The 22,786-nt window shown below is 29.9% G+C and carries 16 protein-coding genes, 1 pseudogene and 1 riboswitch; of the genes and pseudogenes, 15 read left to right on the top strand and 2 right to left on the bottom strand.

The features are described from left to right. The first annotated feature begins 118 nt into the window (after positions 1 to 118). The 11 genes and pseudogenes from argC (at position 119) to ABCM86_RS03280 (ending at position 15,169) form a co-directional block, all read left to right on the top strand. The gene (gene argC / locus ABCM86_RS03330; protein ID WP_343003487.1) at positions 119 to 1,153 is read left to right on the top strand and encodes an N-acetyl-gamma-glutamyl-phosphate reductase; all 1,035 of its coding nucleotides are present in this window, start codon (positions 119 to 121) and stop codon (positions 1,151 to 1,153) included. A gap of 17 nt (positions 1,154 to 1,170) precedes the next feature. Next, positions 1,171 to 2,388 carry a bifunctional ornithine acetyltransferase/N-acetylglutamate synthase gene (argJ, locus tag ABCM86_RS03325; RefSeq protein WP_295676196.1) on the top strand — a complete coding sequence of 406 codons (1,218 nt, stop codon included), beginning with the start codon at positions 1,171 to 1,173 and terminating at the stop codon, positions 2,386 to 2,388. Between the two features lie 40 nt (positions 2,389 to 2,428). Continuing rightward, a complete protein-coding gene (gene argB, locus ABCM86_RS03320; protein WP_195929377.1) occupies positions 2,429 to 3,277 on the top strand; it encodes an acetylglutamate kinase in 849 nt (282 codons plus the stop codon). 86 nt (positions 3,278 to 3,363) lie between these two features. After that, entirely contained in the window at positions 3,364 to 4,554 is a 1,191-nt protein-coding gene (locus ABCM86_RS03315) for an aspartate aminotransferase family protein (protein ID WP_343003486.1), read from the top strand. Between the two features lie 167 nt (positions 4,555 to 4,721). Continuing rightward, complete coding sequence (locus tag ABCM86_RS03310; RefSeq protein WP_295676191.1) at positions 4,722 to 5,522, top strand: hypothetical protein; 801 nt, start codon at positions 4,722 to 4,724, stop codon at positions 5,520 to 5,522. Positions 5,523 to 5,534: 12 nt separating this feature from the next. Then, positions 5,535 to 5,792, top strand: a pseudogene (locus ABCM86_RS03305) (TfoX/Sxy family protein). Positions 5,793 to 5,823: 31 nt separating this feature from the next. Further along, positions 5,824 to 6,324, top strand: coding sequence for a LysR family transcriptional regulator (locus ABCM86_RS03300; protein ID WP_343003485.1), 501 nt, complete (start codon positions 5,824 to 5,826; stop codon positions 6,322 to 6,324). A gap of 188 nt (positions 6,325 to 6,512) precedes the next feature. Next, positions 6,513 to 7,880, top strand: a complete 1,368-nt coding sequence (locus tag ABCM86_RS03295) for an MATE family efflux transporter (RefSeq protein WP_343003484.1) — start codon at positions 6,513 to 6,515, stop codon at positions 7,878 to 7,880. A gap of 336 nt (positions 7,881 to 8,216) precedes the next feature. Continuing rightward, on the top strand, positions 8,217 to 12,734 hold the full coding sequence (gltB, locus tag ABCM86_RS03290; RefSeq protein ID WP_343003483.1) for a glutamate synthase large subunit: 4,518 nt from the start codon (positions 8,217 to 8,219) through the stop codon (positions 12,732 to 12,734). An 11-nt stretch (positions 12,735 to 12,745) separates the two neighbouring features. Then, entirely contained in the window at positions 12,746 to 14,158 is a 1,413-nt protein-coding gene (locus tag ABCM86_RS03285; protein ID WP_343003482.1) for a glutamate synthase subunit beta, read from the top strand. Between the two features lie 138 nt (positions 14,159 to 14,296). After that, positions 14,297 to 15,169 carry a DegV family protein gene (locus ABCM86_RS03280; RefSeq protein WP_295732829.1) on the top strand — a complete coding sequence of 291 codons (873 nt, stop codon included), beginning with the start codon at positions 14,297 to 14,299 and terminating at the stop codon, positions 15,167 to 15,169. 64 nt (positions 15,170 to 15,233) lie between these two features. Here ABCM86_RS03280 and ABCM86_RS03275 read toward each other — a convergent pair whose 3' ends face one another. Together ABCM86_RS03275 and ABCM86_RS03270 are read right to left on the bottom strand one after the other, a co-directional pair. Continuing rightward, positions 15,234 to 16,541: a DHHW family protein gene (locus ABCM86_RS03275; RefSeq protein WP_343003481.1), complete on the bottom strand. Its 1,308-nt coding sequence runs from the start codon at positions 16,539 to 16,541 to the stop codon at positions 15,234 to 15,236. Between the two features lie 10 nt (positions 16,542 to 16,551). Then, on the bottom strand, positions 16,552 to 17,964 hold the full coding sequence (locus ABCM86_RS03270) for an MBOAT family O-acyltransferase (protein ID WP_343003480.1): 1,413 nt from the start codon (positions 17,962 to 17,964) through the stop codon (positions 16,552 to 16,554). A 362-nt stretch (positions 17,965 to 18,326) separates the two neighbouring features. Between ABCM86_RS03270 and ABCM86_RS03265 the strand changes: the two genes are divergently transcribed. The 4 genes from ABCM86_RS03265 (at position 18,327) to ABCM86_RS03250 (ending at position 22,767) form a co-directional block, all read left to right on the top strand. Further along, positions 18,327 to 19,250, top strand: coding sequence for a MoxR family ATPase (locus tag ABCM86_RS03265; RefSeq protein WP_195929644.1), 924 nt, complete (start codon positions 18,327 to 18,329; stop codon positions 19,248 to 19,250). Positions 19,251 to 19,298: 48 nt separating this feature from the next. Further along, on the top strand, positions 19,299 to 21,089 hold the full coding sequence (locus ABCM86_RS03260) for a nitric oxide reductase activation-like protein (RefSeq protein ID WP_195929645.1): 1,791 nt from the start codon (positions 19,299 to 19,301) through the stop codon (positions 21,087 to 21,089). 247 nt (positions 21,090 to 21,336) lie between these two features. Beyond that, positions 21,337 to 21,516: riboswitch (cobalamin riboswitch) on the top strand. Between the two features lie 241 nt (positions 21,517 to 21,757). After that, positions 21,758 to 22,447, top strand: coding sequence for an energy-coupling factor ABC transporter permease (locus tag ABCM86_RS03255; protein ID WP_330593223.1), 690 nt, complete (start codon positions 21,758 to 21,760; stop codon positions 22,445 to 22,447). Beyond that, a complete protein-coding gene (locus ABCM86_RS03250; protein WP_343003478.1) occupies positions 22,447 to 22,767 on the top strand; it encodes an energy-coupling factor ABC transporter substrate-binding protein in 321 nt (106 codons plus the stop codon). Before ABCM86_RS03255 ends, ABCM86_RS03250 begins: the two co-directional genes overlap by 1 nt. Positions 22,768 to 22,786: the final 19 nt, after the last annotated feature.

The raw sequence follows: 22,786 nt of genomic DNA, 5'->3' as shown, positions 1-22,786 counted from the left end.
ACGTATTACTTGAGTTAAGAAATTTTATTAATAAGAGTGGTACCGCGGAATTTCGCCTCTTGAATTTATTTCAAGGGGCTTTTTTGATAAAAATTAATAAAAGGGGATTGGAAAGAATATGAGCAAAGTCAAAGTAGGTATAATAGGGGCTACAGGTTATGTTGGTGTAGAATTAATAAGATTATTAAATTCTCACCCACAAGTAGAATTAACTGCAATAGGATCAAATTCCTTTGTAGATAAAAGTATTACAGAAGTTTATCCAAGTGTAGGTATAACAAATGATATGAAATGTATAAAAAATGAAGATGTAATAAAAGAATGTGATTTTATATTTACAGCTTTACCACATGGGGTTAGTGAAGAATTTGTACTGCAAGCAGTTAAAGAGGGGAAAAAAGTTGTTGATTTGGGTGCAGATTTTAGATTAAAAGATGAGAAACTTTTTAATAAATGGTACAACGTATCATTTATAGATAAAAATTTACATGAGCAAGCTGTTTATGGTCTTTGTGAACATTATAAAGACGAAATAAAAAATGCACAAGTAATAGCTAATCCAGGATGTTATGTAACAAGTATATCACTACCTTTGATGCCATTATTAAAAGCAAAATTAATCAAGAAAGAAAATATAATAGCTGACTCAAAATCAGGAGTGACAGGTGCAGGCAGAGGGCTTACACTACTTAGCCATTATCCTGAAATAAACGAAAATATGGTTCCTTATAAAATAGGAAATCACAGACATACTCCAGAAATTGAACAAAACTTAAGTGATGCAGCAGGTGAACCAGTAGAAATAATATTTATACCAATTTTATCACCCATGAATCGAGGAATATTATCTACAATTTATTGCGATAAAGCTGAAGGCATTACAATAGATACGATACAAAATGAACTAGAAAAATTCTATAGTGATAAACCATTTATAGACATTTTACCACTTGGTCAAGTTGCAACAGTAAAACACGTCAGATTATCAAATAAATGTGCTATATCAATTCACGAAAATAAATCAAAGATAATCATATGTTCTGCTATAGACAACATGGTTAAAGGTTCAGCAGGGCAAGCAATACAAAATATGAACTTAATGCTTGGTTTTGATGAATGTGAAGGGTTAAGCACAATGGCAACAGCATTTTAAAGGGGGCGATAAATTTGATGGAAATTATTAAAGGTGGTGTGACAGCTGCAAAGGGATTTACTGCATCAGGAATGCATGTAGGTCTTAGAAGAAATGTAGAAAAAAAGGATATCGCACTTATATATTCGGATACTATGTGCAATGCAGCCGCAGTATTTACTCAAAATAAGATTAAAGCTAATCCAATCTATGTTACAAGTAAACACATCCAAGATGGCAAAGCACAAGCAGTAATAATCAATAGTGCAAATGCAAATACATTCAATGGCAAAGAAGGATTAGAACATGCTTTTAGAATGGCACAGTCAACAGCAGAAGTATTAAATTTAAATCCAGAAGATGTTTTGGTTGCATCAACAGGAGTTATAGGTGAACCATTAAAAATAGATTTGATAGAAGATAATATAGAAAAACTTGCTAGCCAGCTTAGTAAAAGGGGACATATGGCGGCGAGAGAAGGTATTATGACTACTGATATGATTAAAAAAGAAATAACAGTATCAATTGATATAGATGGAAAAAAAGTTGTTGTGGGAGGAATGGCAAAAGGTTCTGGAATGATACACCCAAATATGGGAACTATTCTCGCATTTATAACATCAGACATAGACATAGAACAAAATCTATTACAAGATGCTCTAAGATATGCAACTAATAAAAGTTTTAATAGAATTAGTGTTGATGGCCAAACAAGTACAAATGATATGGCTATAGTTTTGGCTAATGGAAAAGCATGTAATGATAAAATTACCGAAAAAGATAGAAATTATGATACATTTTTACAAGCCTTAGTCTATATATGCACAGAACTTGCAAAATTAGTAGCAAGAGATGGAGAAGGTGCTACTAAGCTAATCGAATGTGTTGTAGAAGGTGCTTTGACAGAAGAAATAGCTGCTAGATTATCAAAAGCTGTTATAACATCAACAATGGTGAAGGCAGCAGTATTCGGCTCTGATGCAAACTGGGGTAGAATTTTATGTGCTATAGGATGTGAGGGTGCTGAATTTGACCCAAATAAAATAGATATAATTTTTGAGAGTAAAAAAGGCTATGTCGAGGTCTGTAAAGATGGAACACCACTTCAATTTAGTGAAAAGAAAGCCAGAAGTATATTAGAAGATGATGAAATAACTATTATAGTAGATCTTCAGATGGGAGATAAAATGGCAAATGCATGGGGATGCGATTTAACATATGAGTATGTTAGAATTAATGGTAGTTATAGAAGTTAATATTTAAAAAATATAAGGTTGAAATGGGGGATAAATAATTATGGGATTTAACGATGATAAAGCAAAAATGTTGATAGAAATGCTTCCATATATAGAAAAGCATAGCGGAAAAACTATGGTAATAAAATATGGTGGCAATGCCATGAAAAATGAAAGACTAAAAGAATCAGTCATGGAAGATATAATTCTTATGAGTTATGTTGGTATTAATATAGTTGTTGTGCATGGCGGTGGACCAGAAATAACTAAGATGTTAGATAGATTAAAAATTCAAAGTGAATTTATAAATGGTTTAAGATATACAGATGAAGACACAATGGAAGTAGTCGAAATGGTTCTTGCAGGAAAGGTCAACAAGGAATTAGTTCTAAAAATAAATGAACGAGGGGGAAAAGCTGTTGGACTTTGTGGAATAGATGGAAATATGTTAATTTGTGAACCTACAAAAGAAGATTTAGGATATGTGGGCAAAATCGTTGAAGTAAACCCACAAATAATAAAAGATAATCTAGATGCAGGGTATATTTCTATGGTAGCTACAGTTGGGGCTGATAGAGAAGGAAATATATACAATATTAATGGAGATATAGCAGGTTCTGCAATAGCGGGTGCTCTAAAAGCAGAAAAATATATACTTTTAACAGATGTCCCAGGATTATTAGAAGAGCCATCAATGGATGAAAGTTTAATATCTCATGTATATAAAGAAGATTTACCGATATTATTTGAAAATGGGGTTATAACGGGTGGTATGATTCCAAAGGTAAATAGTTGTATAGAGGCTTTAAATCAAGGGGTCAAAAAAGTTCATATTTTAGATGGAAGAGTAAGACATTCAATAATAACTGAACTATTTACTGATGCAGGTGTGGGGACTTTAATTGATTAAGAAATATTAGTTTTGAAATTCTAGATTAAAGATGCAAAAGAATTATATTAGATAATAAATAATATATTGAAAGAGGGGAATTTTAAATGGAATTAACACAAAATGTGAAAAATATACAAGAAAAATGGGATAAAAATTTTATGCAGACATATGCTCAAATTCCAGTTGTAATAGATAAGGGGCAAGGTGCAACAGTAACAGATATAGATGGAAAAGAATATGTAGATTTTACGAGTGGGATAGGAGTTTCTTCTTTAGGATATGGTCATAAAGGATTGGTAGAGGCAATTCAGTACCAAGCTGCAAAATTATTACACAGCTCTAATATATTTTTTAATCAACCAAATGTAGAAGCTGGAGAAAAATTAGTTAAACTTAGCGGATATGATAAGGTATTTTTCTGTAATTCGGGAACAGAGGCTAACGAAGGTGCTATGAAGATAGCTAGAAAATATAGTGATATAAAATATGAAGGCGACAGAGGCACTATACTTAGTTTGAATAAATCTTTCCATGGTAGAACTATGGCATCATTGATGGCAACTGGTAAAGATGCTTATCATAAATATTTTTATCCATTGCCAACTGGATATAAATACGTAGAAAAAAATGATATAGAAGCATTTAAAGAGGTATTAAAAGATGATACAATATGTGCATTTATTTTTGAGGCTGTTCAAGGAGAAGGTGGAGTATATCCAATAGAAAAAGAATTTATAGAAGAAGCTGTGAAACTTTGCCAAGAAAAAGATATAGTTGTAATATGTGATGAGGTTCAGGCTGGAATGGGTAGAACAGGCAAATTATTTGGATTCCAAGAATTCGACATAAAACCAGACTTAGTAACAATGGCAAAAGGATTAGCAGGTGGTATTCCTGTTGGAGCAATATTATCAAACGAAAAATTATCAAATGTTCTAGTTCCAGGTGACCATGGAACGACATTTGGTGGAAATGCATTAGCCATGTCTGCTGCAAATGTTGTTTTAGATGAATTAGCTAAACCAGAATTTTTAGATGATGTAGCTAAAAAAGGAAATTATATAATGGATACAATAAAATCATGGGGATTAGATGAAATTGTAGAAGTTAGAGGTAGAGGGCTAATGATAGGAATTGAAATTAAACAAAGTGCATCAGAAGTAGAAAAAATAGCTGCACAAAAGGGATTATTGATATTAACAGCAGGAGAACATGTAGTAAGATTACTACCTCCACTTGTAATAACAATGGATGAAATAAATAAAGGGCTAGAAATATTAAAACAATGTTTATAATAGATTAAAAAATATTTTTAAAATAAAGGAAGATGTCTTTAATAATTGAATTTATTAGGGACATCTTTTTGTATATTTATAAAATATTCAAATTTACATCTAGAAAACATTTTCAATGCTATAATGAAGTTAAAGTTATAATTTTAAGTCAACAAGGGGGGATTTATATGAAATCTTGTAGTAAATGTAATTGTAAGATTGATTTATTAACTAGACTTAAAACATTGGGGAGTGAATGTGTACGTATCAAATGTGAATCATGCGGTACAGTATACGAGGTTGAATCAAAAGGTATAGTAAAAATAATTAATGCTTTATCATTTTTTATGATTTTTTATTTGATTTATTATTTCCTAAATTTTATGGAAATAGATTTGAAAATTAGGATTGGAATAGTATTTTTCTTGGCTGTAGTTTTCTATATATTTTGGAATGCTATAATGTCTTATTTCCTTGAATATAAAGTTATTTTTGAAGGATATAATATAAATAGAAAATCTACTAATAAAGAAGAAAGTATTACAACTATAAACAGAACTAGTCAAGCAAAACAAATTTTAAATGATATTTTAACTAAAAATGGATTTGATGAAAAAAATATAAAACTAGATATTTTAATGGACTCATTTGAAGAATTTTTAAACAAAAAATTTAATTGTTATGAAGATCAAATAATATATACAATAAGACCAAATGATTTAGTATATAGAGATTTGAGTTGTTGTACTTTAATACGTCAGTTTGTAACAAGAAATGTTAGTGGAGAATTGAATTTAGAACGAATATATATACAAGTTTATTATAACTCTAAAGATCTTGTCGATAAGTTATATAATTTACATTTTAATTATACATCAGATAAATTTGATGAGTTTTTAGCAAATGTAAGGGATGAAAATTCTTATTGGGAAGTTTTAAAGTTATATGAACCTGTTAAATATGAAATAACAGAAGAAAAATTATTTTAAGGAGGGGATAAAATGGGAGAACTTTCAAAGCTACCCAATATAGGCAAGGTTATAGAAAGTCAATTAAATGAAGTTGGTATAAATACATATGAAGATTTAAAAGATTATGGTGCTGAAAAAGCATGGTTAAAAATTCAGTCTATAGATTAATCAGCATGTATTCACAGATTGATGGCTTTAGAAGGGGCTATATTGGGAATTAAAAAATCTGAATTGCCTCAAATTAGAAAAGATGAGCTGAAGAAATTTTATAATAAATATAAGAAGTAATTTTGGGGAGTAAAAAAGGGGCAAATTGAATATGATTAATATAAATCAATTACAGTATTTTGTAATTAGTGCAGAACAGGGTAGTTTAAGTAAAGCAGCAGAAGTTCTATATACAACCCAACCTCATGTCAGCAAAACAATAAAATCATTAGAAGGATATTTAGGAATGGAGCTTTTTGAAAGAACACCAAGGGGTGTAATTCTTTCAAAAGATGGAGAAAGAATCTATGCATATGCAAAAAATATATTAAAAAATGCTGAATTAATAGACCATTCAAAACAAAATAAAGGAGAATCTTTATTTTCGATAGCAACAAATCCAAGTAGCAAGATGTCAGAACTATTTTCACAATTTTATAATGACAAAAAAGATGAGAATATAAAATTTAAGTATATAGAGGGTGGAGTGGAGGATATTATAACAAATAGTGATCACGCTATGGTAAAACTTCTAAAGTTTTCAGGACTATGTAATATAGGCAGTTGCTGGTTTAGAGGGGAATATAAAATGCAAAAGCCAGGAGTTAAATAAATATGGAGAAGAGTTTATTAAATATGTAATGAATATTATAGATGATGGCATATGACTTAATAACACTTTGTTATTAGGTTATATGCCTTTTGTTATATCATGGATATAAATTTTTGATAATACTTCTTATTATGTTGTAATGATATTCTTTATCTAGAATAACATTAAATATAAAGGAGGTTTTATATATGCAAGCAAAGTGCCAAGTTGATATGACTTATGGTGATATTTCTAAACAATTATTTATGTTTACTATTCCTATTTTATTATCTCAAATCTTACAACAATTCTATAATATCGCAGACACAGCAATCATAGGTAGATACATAGGTACAGATGCACTGGCAGCTATAGGTTCGACAGGTCTATTGATATCAGTTATAGTTAACTTTTTTATAGGGTTATCAACAGGTATAAGTGCAGTTATCGCGAATCAATTTGGGGCTAATGAATATGACAAACTTAAAAAAAGTATATCAACATCACTTGCAGTAAGCGTATTATTGGGGATAGTATTTACAATAGGAAGTCTTATATTTATGAAACCTATTATTAATATACTTCAAACACCTAAAGGTGTATATTCTTTGGCTATAGACTATCTAAAAATATGTTTCTTAGGAATAACATTTCAACTTTTATATAATATCGGAACAGCAATACTAAGAGCTCTCGGTAATACAAAAGACCCGCTATATTTCTTAATATTTTCATGCATATTAAATTTAATATTAGATATTTTATTTATAGTTTATTTTGGATGGGGTGTAAAAGGGGCAGCAATAGCAACATTAATTTCGCAAATATTAGCTACACTTTTAGTTATGTATAAGATAATGTCTTTGGATGATAATTGTAAACTTAGTTTAAAACAAATCAAAATTTATAAAGGATATACAAAAGATATATTTTTAGTTGGACTACCAGCAGGATTACAGGCAATTTTTATGAGCATTTCATCTTTAATTATTCAATCTAGTATAAATTCGTTTGGTGCAGAGGCTATGGCTGGTATGACTATCTTTGCGAAGGTGGAAGGATTTTTATATTTTCCACTTTTCTCACTTGGGCTAGCTGTAACTGGATTTGTTGGACAGAACTTTGGGGCAAAGGAATATGAAAGAGTAAAGGAAGGAATAAATATAAGTCTGAAGATAAGCGTTTATACTTCTCTTATTTTTATAATTATTTTAAATATATTTGCACCATATATTTTAAAATTGTTCACAAATGATGTAGCAGTTATAAAAGTGGGTCTTGAGAGTATCAGGATTGTATTTCCTTCATATGTTTTATATGCTATGAATCAAATTTATATTGGAAGTTTAAGAGGGATAGAAAAAACATTTGAACCAATGCTCATATCGTTATTTGCTCATTGTATTTTTAGAGTAATATGGTGCTTTGTTTTATTACAATACTTCCACGATATGAAAGTTATTTACAGTAGTTACTCTGTCAGTATAGTCTTAATGTTTGTTCTATTTTATACATCTTATAAAAGAAATATATATAAGAAATATTTTAATAAAAAAGAAGTAATAGATGTAAATTAAATGTTATTAAATATTATGGAAAACAGTAGAATAATTAAAAAATAATAGGTATAAGGCGAGAAAAATAAATCATGCTTTATATCTATTATTTTTTTATTTACTTATAACTTCAAGTTAAATAAGCGAAAAAATATATCTAAAACAAAATGATTATATCTAAATTCAACTTTATATAAAACAAAAAAGTAAGATATTAAAAAATAAAAATGAAATAATTTTTTAAAAAATTGTATAATTCTGAAAATTTAACTATAATAAAGATTATATACAGATGTTCGACTTAGAAAAAACTTTATTTGAAAGAAATGTATTAAATATACTTAAGGGGGAATTGAGATGAAGGGAAAACAAACTATACAGAATGTTGGATTACCAGAAAAGCAAGGTCTGTATGATCCAAAGTTTGAAAAAGATAATTGTGGTATAGGTTTTATTGCAAATATAAAGGGAGAACAGTCACATGAAATAGTAGAAAAGGGACTATTAATTTTAAAAAATTTATCTCATAGAGGGGCAACAGGATGTGATGAAACAACTGGAGATGGAGCCGGTATAATGATTCAAATACCGCATGAATTTTTTAAAAAGAAATGTAGGGAAAATAAAATTGATTTACCACAAGAGGGAAAATATGCAGTAGGTATGGTATTTTTACCTCGTGAATCTGACGAAGATTTAGAATGTGAAGGTATTTTTGAAACAATTTTGAGAAAAGAAAAATTAAAACTTTTAGGCTGGAGAGATGTTGAGGTCGACCGAAATGCAATTGGAGAGATAGCAAAAGGTAGTGAACCTTTAATAAAACAAGTATTTATAGATAAGGAAGATTATACGACTGAAGAATTTGAGAGAAAACTATTCATAGTTAGAAAAAAAGCTGAGAAAGAAGTTAGAAACTCTACAATGCACAATAAAGGATATTTTTATATATCTAGTTTATCTAGCAGAACAATAATTTATAAAGGATTGCTTTTGGCTAGACAGATAGGAAGTTTTTATAAAGATTTAGAAGATAAAGATTTTAAGTCAGCATTAGCTTTAATACATCAACGTTATTCAACAAATACATTTCCTACTTGGGATTTGGCACAGCCTTTTAGATATTTGGCTCATAATGGTGAGATAAACACTATTATGGGAAATAGAAATTGGATGAATGCTAGGGAAGGTGTACTAAAATCAGATAAATTTAAAGATGGTTTAGACGAATTGTTCCCAATTTTAACTCCAAATTGCTCAGATTCTGCAACATTAGATAATGCATTTGAGCTTTTGATATCAACAGGAAAATCTTTGACTGAGGCAATGACTATGCTTATTCCACAAGCATGGAATAACAATGAATTAATGGACAAAAAAGAACAGGCATATTATAACTACCATGCTACGATAATGGAACCATGGGATGGACCAGCAGCAATAGCTTTTACAAATGGGGTACAATTAGGAGCAATGTTAGATAGAAATGGACTTAGACCATCAAGATATACAATAACGAAAGATGGATTTGTTATATTAGCATCAGAAACTGGTGTATTAGAAACAGAACCATCAAACGTTGAATATAGTGGTCGCTTAGAGCCAGGTAAAATATTTATGCTTGATTTGGAACAAGGAAGAATAATTCCAGATGATGAAATTAAAAAAGGATTATTTGAATCATATGATTATGAGGATTGGCTTAAACGCAATAAAATAACTATGGATATGATTGCAAAACCATCATATCTACCAAAAGGTGATGAGGATACTTTATTACAAAGACAGCAAGCATTTGGATACACTTATGAAGATATAAAAATAGTTTTAGCACAAATGGCTAAGGATGGAAGTGAACCACAAGGTTCTATGGGAGATGATACACCTCTTGCGGTTTTATCCAAAAGACCACAACTACTTTATAACTACTTTAAACAATTATTCGCACAAGTGACAAATCCACCAATAGACCCAATAAGAGAAGAATCTATAATGAGTTTAGTTACAATTGTTGGGCAAAAAGCAAACTTACTCGATAATGATAAAAAAGATTATAAATTTATACAATTAGATAGTCCAATATTGTCTGATGTAGATTTAGAAAAAATAAGCAAGATAAACAACCAAAGCTTAAGAGCTGTAAAAATACCAATGCTATTTAGATCACCTGGTACAGGGAAAGATTTGGTCGAGGCATTAGATTTATTATGTCAAAGGGCAAAAGACGCAATAATAGAAGGATATAATGTAATAATTTTATCAGACAGAAATATAAACAAACAACAAGCACCTATCCCAGCATTATTAGCAACTAGTGCTTTACAACATTATCTAATAAAAAATAAGCTGAGAACTAATGTAAATATAATTTTGGAAACTGGAGAAGCCAAAGAAGTTATGCATTTTGCATTATTAATAGGATATGGTGCTACAGCAATCAACCCTTACCTAGCTTATGAAACTATAGAACAACTAGCAAAGAAAGAATTATACGTTGGTCATAAATCATCAGAACAATTAAAAGAAAATTATAATAAAGCTATTTGTCATGGATTATTAAAGATAATATCAAAGATGGGAATATCTACAATCCAAAGTTATAGAAGTGCACAAATATTTGAATGTATTGGCATTAATAGTGATGTTGTAAATAAATATTTTACAGGAACACCAACAAGGATTGAAGGAATAGGACTTGATATAATTGCAAAAGAAACTTTAGAAAGACACAATATTGCATATAACAAATTAAGAAATCCAATAGATACACTAGAACTCGGTGGAAAATATAATTATAGAAGAAATGAAGAAAAACATATGTTTAATCCTTATACAATAACTACCTTACAAAAAAGTGTTAGAGAAAATAATTATAAATTATTCAAGGATTTTTCAAAGGCTATAGATAACCAAGCTGAAGAGTTATGTACTATACGTGGATTGCTTAAATTTAAAGATTCAGAAAGCATCTCTTTAGATGAAGTTGAACCAGTATCAGAGATTGTTAAGCGATTTGTAAGTGGAGCAATGAGTTTTGGTTCACTTAGTAAAGAGGCTCATGAAACACTAGCAACAGCAATGAATACATTAGGTGGACGTTCAAACACTGGTGAAGGTGGGGAGGATTCTAATAGATTTAAAACTATAACTATGAGTGCAACAAAACAAGTTGCATCAGGACGATTTGGTGTTACAACAGAGTACTTAGTAAATGCTAAAGAAATACAGATAAAAATGGCTCAAGGTGCAAAACCTGGGGAAGGTGGTAGACTTCCAGGTAAAAAAGTAAATGAGAAAATAGGTAAAGTACGCCATGCAATACCCGGAATAGATTTAATATCACCACCGCCACATCATGATATATATTCAATAGAAGATTTGGAACAGTTAATTCATGATTTGAAAAGTGTAAACCCACAAGCTAATATATCAGTAAAATTAGTCTCAGAAGTTGGTGTTGGAACAGTTGCAGCAGGTGTTGCAAAGGCAAAAGCAGATATCATATTAATATCAGGATATGATGGAGGTACAGGCGCAGCGCCTTACACATCAATAAGATATACGGGTGGACCTTGGGAATTAGGTCTTTCAGAAGCTCATCAAGTCCTTCTTATGAATAACTTAAGAAGTAGAGTAACATTACAAACAGATGGACAGATGAGAACCGGAAAAGATGTTGTAGTTGCAGCATTATTAGGTGCCGAAGAATTTGGATTTGCTACAACACCACTTGTAGTTATGGGATGTATGATGATGAGAAAATGTCACTCAAATACATGTCCAATGGGAGTTGCAACACAAAATCCAGAGTTAAGAAAGAAATTTAAAGGTAAGGTAGAACATCTTATAAATTATTTTACATTCGTTGCGACAGAGGTAAGAGAAATCATGGCACAGCTTGGATTTAGAACTATGGATGAAATGATAGGTAGGGTTGATAAATTAGAAATAAATGAGCTTTTAACAAACGAGAAAACTAAAAATCTAGATTTTTCTTCAATACTTTATAGACCTAATCTACCAGAGAGAATAGTTGGTAGAAAGATAATGGAGCAAGACCATGGAATAGATAGTGCATATGATTTAAAATTAATTGAATTTGCTAAAGTCAGTTTAGAAAATAAAACTAAAGTAACTGGTGATTTTAAAATAAAAAACATAAATCGTACAGTTGGAACTATGTTGAGTGGCGAAATTGCAAAACGTTATGGAGCAGAGGGTATGCCTGACGATACAATAACTTTAAACTTAACTGGAAGTACAGGTCAGAGCTTCATGGCTTTTGGAATGAAAGGCATAACAATTAATTTGACAGGTGAATGCAATGATTATGTTGGAAAGGGACTTTCAGGAGCCAAGATAAAAGTTAAACTTCCTAAAGAATGTACTGTAAAATCAGATGAAAATATAATTGTAGGCAATACAGTTTTATATGGAGCAACTAGTGGTGAATTTTATGCTAATGGAAAAGCAGGTGAAAGATTTGCAGTTAGAAATTCTGGGGCAACAGCAGTCGTAGAAGGCGTAGGAGACCATGGGTGTGAATATATGACAGGAGGAACAGTAGTTATATTAGGAGATATAGGTAGAAACTTTGCTGCTGGTATGAGTGGAGGAAAAGTGTTTGTATATGATCCAAAGAGTTCACTAAATACAAAATTAAATCCAGGAGTATTAGACACTTCAGATATTGAAAACATAATAGATACTGAGGATGAAGGATTACTAAAATATTTAATTGAAAGACATTTTGAATACACTCAAAGTAAAAAATCAAAAATGATACTCGATAATTGGAATAAAGAAAAATTAAATATTTTAAGAGTTATACCTAAAGTATATAAAAAATTAATAAGTGAATATCAAGTAGTATAAGGAGGGCAAATATGGGAAAAGAAACTGGTTTTATAGAGTATGAACGTGAGAATCAGACTAAACGTCCAGTAAAAGAGCGTATAAAAGACTTTAATCAGATATATATACCAATGAATTATGAAAAAGTAAGAATACAGGCAGCTAGATGCATGGACTGTGGAGTACCATTTTGCACATCTGAATATGGATGTCCACTTGGAAATGCTGCACCAGAAATTAATGATTTAGTATATAGAGGACAATGGAAAGAGGCACTAGATAGATTACTTCAAACAAATAATTTCCCTGAATTTACAGGGACTGTCTGTCCAAGTTTATGTGAAAAGGCATGTGTGTTAGGAGCTATAAAAGAGCCTGTTGGATGCAAAAATATGGAGCTTAGTATAATTAATAAAGCTTTTGAAGAAGGGTGGATAACTGCAAAACCACCAATAATAAGAATAGGAAAAAGTGTTGCGATAATTGGTTCGGGTCCTGCAGGTCTTGCCTGTGCAGACCAATTAAACAAAGCAGGATATGATGTAACTGTATTTGAAAGAGATGATGTTATAGGTGGACTCTTAGTATATGGAATTCCAGACTTTAAGCTAGAAAAATGGGTTGTAGATAGAAGAATTGATTTATTAAAACAAGAGGGAATAAAGTTTAAAACAAATATATGGGTAGGAAGAGACTATCCAGCTAGAATATTAAAAAAAGAGTACGATATAATTGTTTTAACTGGTGGAGCAACTCAAGCAAGAGATTTACCTATACCGGGACGTTCTTTAAAAGGTCTTCATTTTGCTGTTGATTATTTAAAACAACAAAATAAGAGAAATCGAGGACTAGATGTTGATGAGGAAGAAATTATAGCTACTGACAAGAACGTAATTGTAATTGGTGGTGGGGATACAGCTAATGACTGTGTTGGAACAGCGATAAGACAAGGTGCAAAAAATGTATATCAACTCCAAAGATCATCAGAGAGCGAAAGGGACTTAAAAGGTGCTAGTTTCTGGGGGAAAATTTATGCAATGACTAAGAATCCAGTATTTGAAGAAGGTGGAATAAGGGAGTATTCTGTAAAACCTACAGCATTTAGTGGCGAAGGAGGAATAGTTCATAAACTACATGCAGTTAAATTAGATGAAAATAGAAAAGAAATACCTGATTCAGATTTCGAAATTGAATGTGATTTAGCATTATTTGCATTAGGATTTTTACATCCAGAACATGAGACTTTATTACATGATTTAGGTGTAGAACTTGATGAAAGAGGTAATGTAGCTACTGATAAATTTAGAAGAACTTCTGTTAAAGGTATATACGCAGCAGGTGATATGAGAAGTGGTCAATCATTAGTATGCAAATCAATTGCTGATGGAAGAAAAGTAGCAAAAACAATTGATTTAGATATTATGGGGCAAACAAATTTAAGATAAATTAAAAAATGCTATGAGTGATTCTTATTACTTATAGCATTTTTTGTATGCTTTTAAAACCCCAAAATTCATAAAAATCTAATATAATTATAATATGATTAGAAATAAAGTATTTCTTTATACAGGGGAGGATAAAATATGAGAGATTTCATTATTTCAACGGATTCTACAGCAGATTTACCAACAAAATACTTAGAAGAAAATAATATAGTAGTGCATCCTCTATATTATATAGTAGACGGAAAAGAATATATCCCAGGCGTAGATGATATGCCGGTGAAGGATTTTTATCAAGCATTAAGAGATGGCAAAATGCCTACAACAAGTGCATCAAATCCAATAAATATAATTTCTAGATTTCAAAAGGAAATAAATGAAGAACATGATATACTTCACCTAAGTTTTTCATCTGGTTTAAGTTCTAGCTATAATAATGCACAAATGTGTGCAGAAAAAATAATGGAAGAGGAGCCAGAATCTAAGATAATAGTAGTTGATACACTATCAGGCACAGTTGGTCAGGGAATATTACTTATGCATGCTGTAGATATGAAAAAACAAGGAAAAACTATAGAAGAAATTGCTAAGTGGTTAAATGATAATAAAAAGCATGTAATACATGAATTTACAGTTTCTGATTTAAATCATTTATATCGAGGGGGACGACTTTCAAAGGCGAGTGCAGTTTTAGGAACAATGCTAAATATACAACCTATACTGCATATGGATGATAAAGGCGGATTAGCAGCTATAGGAAAGGTGAGAGGACGAAAAAAAGCACTACATACATTAGTTGATAATATAGAAAAAAAATCAGATATAACAAATTTAAAACAGGTATTTATATCTCATGGAGATTGCATTGAAGATGCCGAATATGTAGCAGAAAAAATAAAACAAAAATATGGAGTAGATGATTTTCTAATATCAGATATATGTCCAACTATAGGAGCTCATACAGCACAAGGGGCAGTAGTTGTGGCTTATTTAGGAAATAATAGAGAAGAATAAATAAAAAAGAAGATAGCAAATAAGTTTTTGTTATCTTCTTTTTTAAATTTGAAAAATTATATTTTTAGTTTAGTAATTTCTTTAATTCATCTACACGACTTTGAGAACCAACAGCAACCATATTATTTATAAATATAACATCTTTAATTTCATGTTCTTTTATAAAATCATTAAGATTACCATTAAAATATCTTGGGTCTATTACATAAACCTCTGAGTAATTTTGAGTTAATAAAGGAGCAAATGCATTACCATAAGATTCTTTTATAACAACAACCTTTTTACTACTATCAACATCAGGATTTTTGATTATAGTAAGAGGATTATCACCATGAAGGAAAGTACCATATGCATTTGAACCTGTAGAGTAATCTGAATAAGGAGACGCCTCAAAGCTCTTTGTCAATGAACTATCTTCGTAAATTGTTGCAGTTAAATCAGCACCAACAGGACGATATTCAACAACATCAGGGTCATCAGCTAATTTTTGGTCTTTAGAAGCAGAGTAGTAAGTACCTAAGAATCCTTCAACCTTTTTTAAAGGATAATCTTTTAACTTAAATGGTTTTAAGTCAGCTGCTTCACAATATTTAGTATAAGCATAATATGCACCAAGTTGTGTCCAGTGATGATCTGATTTAAAGTAGATATATTCTGTTTTATGTTTTTTTAGAATAGAATAAGCATCTACTGGAGTTACATTATTACCTATTTTGCTATTAACTAAGTCAATTGCTGGTTTTTCCTTTGCAGATAAGTTTTGATACTTAGATGGTAATGCAAACTCAACATGTGTAGGAACTAAAATATTATACACATTTGCACCTTTTAAAGTATCACCAAATTTCTTAATTGTTTCTGCATAATCGTTGATAGTCGGTTCATTAAATCCGTACGCTTCACAAACTATGTTGTCGATACTTAATAAAGTACCGATTTGTTCAACATTTTTATACATGTCTTTGTCTGAATCACTATCATCATCTTTAGCAGTTGCACCTTGGTTAGTAGCATTATTAGATACAACTGTCATTTTTATTTCACTTTCAACTCCTTTAAGACCGTCTATAGAATCTGATAAGGCAAGGAATTGATCTCTATGTACAAAGTTATCTTTATAAAATTCATCTATTTTTGAGAAGTATGTACCGCTAAGTAAATCTTCTGATGTCATTTCTGATATCTTAGGAAAACTTGCTAGTTTTCTTTTTTCTTGTTGAGATACACCACCATTAGTTGTAAAGAACATAGATACAAAGAAGAACATCATAATTAAGCCGCACACACCAATATTTAGATAATCACTAAGTTTTGGTTTTCTTGTAGTGTTACTATTTTTTAAATTATCATATTTTTTTGCTGTATTATTCATGTTATACCCCCTAGAATCTATAATATAAGAATGGATTATAGCTTTCTCCAACTAACATAGATATTATACAGAATATTAATGATACATTAAAAATGATTTGTACAAAATCTAAATTACCATTTACTACTTTATTATCATTTAACTTCTGGAATAACATTTTTGGAACAGGAGTAGATGCAATTATGCAAAGAACTACAAATGTTACATTACTCATAAATGTTATCGGAAGTGTATCAGAGTAAAGTGGGTTATTATTTAAACCTACTAATGCTTTTAAGAAAGTTCCAAGACTATTTAAGTCGACATAGTAGAATATTGCCCAACCTACCATTATTACAATCATTGCAAAGAACCATTGAATAACTTGTGGTAATTTTTTTGTAAATTTGAAGAATACTTTTTTCTCTAAGTAAATTATTGTACCAAAGTATAGTCCCCATATTATAAAGTTCCAACTAGCTCCATGCCAGAACCCTGTTAAGAACCAAACAACAAATATATTTAATAATTGTCTTTTACGGTTACCACCAAGAGGTATATATACATAATCTCTGAAGAATGAACCTAAAGACATATGCCATCTTCTCCAAAATTCAGTAGCAGATTTTGATATGTATGGATAATTGAAGTTTTCACAGTATGTAAATCCAAATATTTTACCAAGACCAATCGCCATATCTGAATATCCTGAGAAGTCAAAGTATATTTGAATAGTGTACATGAAAAGTCCGAACCAAGCATCTAATACACCCATTGTAGCTAACTTGCCGTCCAAGAAAGTTGAAACTAATGTAGCAGCTGTATTAGCTATTATAACTTTTTTAGCTAAACCTACTATAAATCTGTTTATACCTTGAGATATGTTTACTATACTAACTTCCCTATGATCAATTTCTCTTTCTATGTCGATATATCTAACAATAGGCCCCGCAATTAATTGTGGATATAAAGATACATACATTAAGAATTTTGCAAAACTCTTTTGAGAATCAACTCTATTACAATACACATCTATAACATAAGATACTATTTGGAATGTATAGAATGAGATTCCTATTGGTAAAGAGATTTGAGGGACAGGTAAATTTACATGAAGTAAGTAATTGATATTGCTTACGAAGAAACCTGCATATTTAAATATCCCTAATAAACCAAGATTAATTATTAATGAAATAATCAAATATAATTTTTTCTGCTGTTTAGTCTCGCTTTTATCTATTGCAATAGCAAAGATATAACCTATAAATGAACTAAATATCAATAAAGCTACACATACAGGTTCTCCCCAAGCATAGAATAACAGTGAAAAAACTATAAGTATAATATTTTTTGTTTTTAAATTTCTAGATAGAAAATAACATATTATGTTTGCTGGTAAAAAAGCAAACATAAATAATAAATTTGAAAATACTATTTTAATCACCCTCCCAAATTACAAAATACTTTAATTGCCTTATTAGGCAATATATACCAGCATATTATAACATAAGTTGAGGTTTTACGACAGAGTTTTATGTCTTATTTTACCATTAGTTGCAGTGAGGAAAAGTCTATAAAAATAATGAAATTTCAACATTATTAGATGTGGATTGAGGAAAATAATGAATAAGATATGTTAAAAAAATATAACATTAGCTATTTTTATAACGGAATACATAAGTGATAGGTGATATAATTTACAATATATGGTTACAAAACTCGATATATTATAATTACAGATGAATTTGGTAATTATACAAAATAATATAAAAATAAGTAAATAGGGGAAAGTAAAAGGAGAAACAGATGGATATATTAGAAAATTTAAGGGAACAAGACATAAGAGAATCATTAATAAAAGATATTGAATATTTTAGAAAAGAATATGATGTAAAAGACGAATTAAAAGAGAGGGTTACAAAATCACCAGCATTTTTTATAGGAAAAGATATCTTAGAGATGTGCATAACAGGGATTTTGGAAGAGGAAAATATATTATTATCAGGGCCAAAGGCAACCGGTAAAAATTTATTATCTGATAATCTATCAGAGATATTTGGAAGACCACAATGGAATACTTCATTTCATATAAATACAGATAGTGCATCTTTAATAGGTACAGATACTTTTATAGATAATGAAGTTAAACTTAGACGTGGGTCAGTATATGAATGTGCAGTGAATGGAGGGTTTGGAATATTTGATGAGATAAATATGGCTAAAAATGATGCAATTGTAGTACTTCACTCAGCACTTGATTATAGAAGAGTTATAGATGTTCCAGGATATGAAAGAATAAATCTACACCCAGCAACTCGATTTATAGGAACAATGAATTATGAATATGCTGGAACAAAAGAATTAAATGAAGCATTAGTTTCAAGATTTTTAGTAATTGATATGCCGGCAGTAGACGAAGAAAAATTAAAAATGATATTAAAAAGAGAATTCCCTAGTGTAGATGATGAAAAACTATATCAATTTATAGGAATATTCTTAGACTTACAATTAAAAGCAGAAAATGGAGAAATATCAACAAAAGCAATAGATTTAAGAGGAATGATAGGTGCATTAAAAACTATAAAAAGAGGACTAAAACCGACTCTAGCAATTAATATGGGGATTACAGGAAAGACTTTTGATATTTATGAAAAAGAAATGGTATCAGACATTATAAGAACTAGAATTCCAGAAGGATGGGAAAGTCATGATATATTCCCAAATGATTAGTTTATGCAGATTGAAAATGCTTAAATATTAATTAAAAGGGTGATGAATATGACAAATAGTTTAAAATGGATATTTAATGAATATGAGTTTGATAATAGGGTTAATAATTTAGCTTGGACAGTCGCGGGAAAGTATGATGAAGATATTGATATATCAGAAAAAGATTATACTTCAAAAGATGCATCTATGTATTATGCGATAATTGCTGGCGCAATGAGAAAATATATAGATTGGGAGACTGTTAAGAAATACTTAGTTAATAGAATGAAATCTGGATATAACAAAGACATCTTATGTACAATTATTCAAATAGTATTAAATGATATTGTAGAGAAAAAAGTTATAGAAGAAAGACCAGGAGTAATTGATATTAGAAATAAAGCGTATGATGACATCTTAAAAAGTTATTCCAAAATACATAAAGAAGATATTTTAAAATTATTAAAATATACATATGTCCTTCAACGAATGGATAGACATCCAGTTATGGATAGATTAGTTAGAAAAATACTTAGAGAAATTAATAATATTGATGTACATGGAGATATAATGGAAATCTTGAAAAAGGTAGATGAAATATATCTCACATATTTTCAATATATACTAGATAGCCAAAATCAAAATGTAGAATTTGTAGAAGATAATATAAAAAATGTAGAAGTAGATTTTGATACATTTGCAGATTTTATGTTAGAAGAATTATATGATGACCAAGAGGTAGAAAATGTTGAAACAGAGATTAATAACTTTACTGGCGGTATGTTGGTAGATGGTTTAGGCGACGAAAAAGAAGATATAAATTTAGAATCTACACCACATAGAGTATTATATGTAAATGAAGAAATGCTAAATAAGATATATAAAAGAGTAGAATACTATTATGGAAAATCATACTTAAATGAAGGCGATAGAAGAAAAATAGAATCTAGAAATTGTAGAAATGTTCATGAAGGATGCAGACTTCATTTTACTGATGGAGTTTTGAGATCACATTGTGAAAATGCGTTCCAATTAAAATATGTAACTAGACAAAAGGATAATAACTTATTTGAATTTCAATATAAAATGAAGGTATATAGAAGACAAATAAATAAGCTTAGAGAATGTTTTTCTAGATTATTAATAGAAGAAAGTTCGTCTGATAGACTTTATTCTGATTGCGGAACAATATATGCAAATAAAGCGTGGAGAATAGGACGAAGTAGTAATAACAAGATATTTTATAAAGATGTAGACAATGGAAAAGGAAGATATGTTATAGATATACTACTCGATTCAAGTGGTTCACAAACATCAAAACAATTTATGGTTGCAATACAAGCATATATATTATCTGCTGCACTTACACTCGCTGGGATTCCAAACAGAGTTATGGGGTTTCAAAGTTTTCTTGATTATACAATATTAAAACGATTTAGGGATTATAACGATAATGTCAGAAAGTGTGAGGATATATTTGAATATTACTGTTCTGGAAATAATCGAGATGGTCTTGCGATAAAAGCAACTTGTGATGGACTATTAGAAAGAGAAGAAGAAAATAAAATTTTAATTGTACTTAGTGACGGTAAACCAAACGATGTAAAAATAGGTAAAGACAGTTCAAGAAGTATAAGAGGAGAAATGTCTTATAAAGGTATAGTAGGAATTAAAGATACTGCTATGGAAGTTAGAAAAGCTAGAAAAAGAGGAATAATGGTATTAGGAGTTTTTACAGGAAAAGAAATTGACCTAGAGGCAGAAAAGAAAATCTATGGAAAAGACTTTATTTATATAAAAGATATACAGAGATTTTCAGATATTGTATCTACCTATTTGAAAAAGGTAATAATTAACTAGATAACTAAACGGAATTAATAAATTAAAAAAGACTTTATAAGCTATATCAAAAATATAAAATCGTAATTAGAATTAAAAAACAACATATTATATAGTTAAACTTACATAATCATATAATTACAATGTAATATTAATTTAAAATATAAAAAGATTATAGACTATAACAAATTGGAATTGTGAAAACCATCACATTTTGTCTGTTTATGCTATACTTTAAATATATTCTCAAGATGGAATATGTTGGTATTAAAATTAAAATTTTTTAGGTTCTACATTAGATTAATAGGGAAAGAGGTGTAAATCCTCTACAGCCCCCGCTACTGTAATGTTGACGATTCCCTCAGTTACCACTGTGATCTAAAATCATGGGAAGGGAGGGATAGAATGAGACTAAGTCAGGAAACCTGCCTAATAAATAAAAGAATTTCTCCGGGGTTGGAGATAATATCTTAATTAAGGAATAATTTTTAAACTTATTTAAGGATATTGCCTAACTCAGAGTAGTTAGGTTTTTTATTTTTAGAATTATTATTTAAATAATGGGAGTTATAGACAAAATTTATTATCATAAATAAGATATTATCAGTTCTTAATACACAACATTTTCAAATATATTATTTTTAAGGGGTAGGTAAATGAGATTACAAAAGACTAATGTGAAATGGTGTATGTTAGCAGCATTTATGCTAGTATTAGCTCCGACAGTTTCAGGCGCTATGCATATTATGGAAGGATTCTTACCAGTAAAATGGGCAGTAATTTGGTATGTACTATTTATACCATTCTTTGTTGTAGGTTTAAAAAATATAACAAAAGTAGTAAAAGAACATCCAAAGAAAAAATTATTGCTAGCTTTATGTGGTGCATTTGTATTTGTGCTTTCAGCATTAAAAATACCTTCTGTAACAGGAAGTTGCTCACATCCAACAGGGGTAGGACTAGCATCAATATTATTTGGACCTAGCGTAACAGTTGTATTAGGAACAATAGTGTTATTATTCCAAGCGTTATTATTAGCTCATGGGGGAATAACAACTTTAGGCGCAAATGCATTTTCAATGGCGATATTTGGGCCAATCATATCATATTTAATTTGGAAATTATGCAAAGATAAAATCAATAAAAATGTTGCAGTATTTTTAGCAGCATCAATAGGAGATTTAGCTACATATACTTTAACTTCATTACAATTAGGGTTAGCATTCCCTGATCCAGTTGGTGGATTTGCAGTATCTGCTATTAAATTCTTAGGAATATTCTTTATAACTCAAATTCCAATAGCAATAGCAGAAGGGTTATTAACAACTATAATCTATAACTTTATAACTGAAAATGAAGATAAGGAGGTACTAGCATAATGACAACTCATGAAACAAAATCAAAAAAAGGTAATAGTATAAAATTAAATATAATACTATTACTATTAGTATTAGCTATAATAGTAGTGCCTCAAGTAATACAAAGTGATGCAGAATTTGGTGGAGCAGATGGTGAAGCTGAAGCAGCTATCACAGAAATAAATCCAGATTATCAACCATGGTTTAGCAGTTTCTTTGAACCAGCTAGTGGAGAAATCGAAAGTTTACTATTCGCATCTCAAGCAGCACTAGGTGCTGGTATAGTTGGTTACTACATAGGAGCTACTAGAACTAAACATAAAATGAGGGAAGAAAAATAATTTATAATACATTTAGTTT

It is taken from the genome of Clostridium sp. 2218st1_F5_2218SCRN_220325 (genome assembly GCF_039062665.1).
Classification (GTDB): domain Bacteria; phylum Bacillota; class Clostridia; order Peptostreptococcales; family Peptostreptococcaceae; genus Intestinibacter.
The sequence above is the reverse complement of the archived record's forward strand: the minus strand, read 5'-3'. Positions and strand labels throughout refer to the sequence as shown.

Bases quoted from the DNA above. Each gene is read 5' to 3' on its own strand.
- ABCM86_RS03280 (WP_295732829.1), top strand. From the start codon at position 14,297: ATGAGAGATTTCATTATTTCAACGGATTCTACAGCAGATTTACCAACA.
- ABCM86_RS03250 (WP_343003478.1), top strand. From the start codon at position 22,447: ATGACAACTCATGAAACAAAATCAAAAAAAGGTAATAGTATAAAATTA.
- ABCM86_RS03285 (WP_343003482.1), top strand. From the start codon at position 12,746: ATGGGAAAAGAAACTGGTTTTATAGAGTATGAACGTGAGAATCAGACT.
- argJ (WP_295676196.1), top strand. From the start codon at position 1,171: ATGGAAATTATTAAAGGTGGTGTGACAGCTGCAAAGGGATTTACTGCA.
- ABCM86_RS03310 (WP_295676191.1), top strand. From the start codon at position 4,722: ATGAAATCTTGTAGTAAATGTAATTGTAAGATTGATTTATTAACTAGA.
- ABCM86_RS03255 (WP_330593223.1), top strand. From the start codon at position 21,758: ATGTTAGCAGCATTTATGCTAGTATTAGCTCCGACAGTTTCAGGCGCT.
- ABCM86_RS03260 (WP_195929645.1), top strand. From the start codon at position 19,299: ATGACAAATAGTTTAAAATGGATATTTAATGAATATGAGTTTGATAAT.
- ABCM86_RS03265 (WP_195929644.1), top strand. From the start codon at position 18,327: ATGGATATATTAGAAAATTTAAGGGAACAAGACATAAGAGAATCATTA.
- ABCM86_RS03315 (WP_343003486.1), top strand. From the start codon at position 3,364: ATGGAATTAACACAAAATGTGAAAAATATACAAGAAAAATGGGATAAA.
- ABCM86_RS03275 (WP_343003481.1), bottom strand. From the start codon at position 16,541: ATGAATAATACAGCAAAAAAATATGATAATTTAAAAAATAGTAACACT.
- argC (WP_343003487.1), top strand. From the start codon at position 119: ATGAGCAAAGTCAAAGTAGGTATAATAGGGGCTACAGGTTATGTTGGT.
- argB (WP_195929377.1), top strand. From the start codon at position 2,429: ATGGGATTTAACGATGATAAAGCAAAAATGTTGATAGAAATGCTTCCA.
- ABCM86_RS03295 (WP_343003484.1), top strand. From the start codon at position 6,513: ATGCAAGCAAAGTGCCAAGTTGATATGACTTATGGTGATATTTCTAAA.
- ABCM86_RS03300 (WP_343003485.1), top strand. From the start codon at position 5,824: ATGATTAATATAAATCAATTACAGTATTTTGTAATTAGTGCAGAACAG.
- gltB (WP_343003483.1), top strand. From the start codon at position 8,217: ATGAAGGGAAAACAAACTATACAGAATGTTGGATTACCAGAAAAGCAA.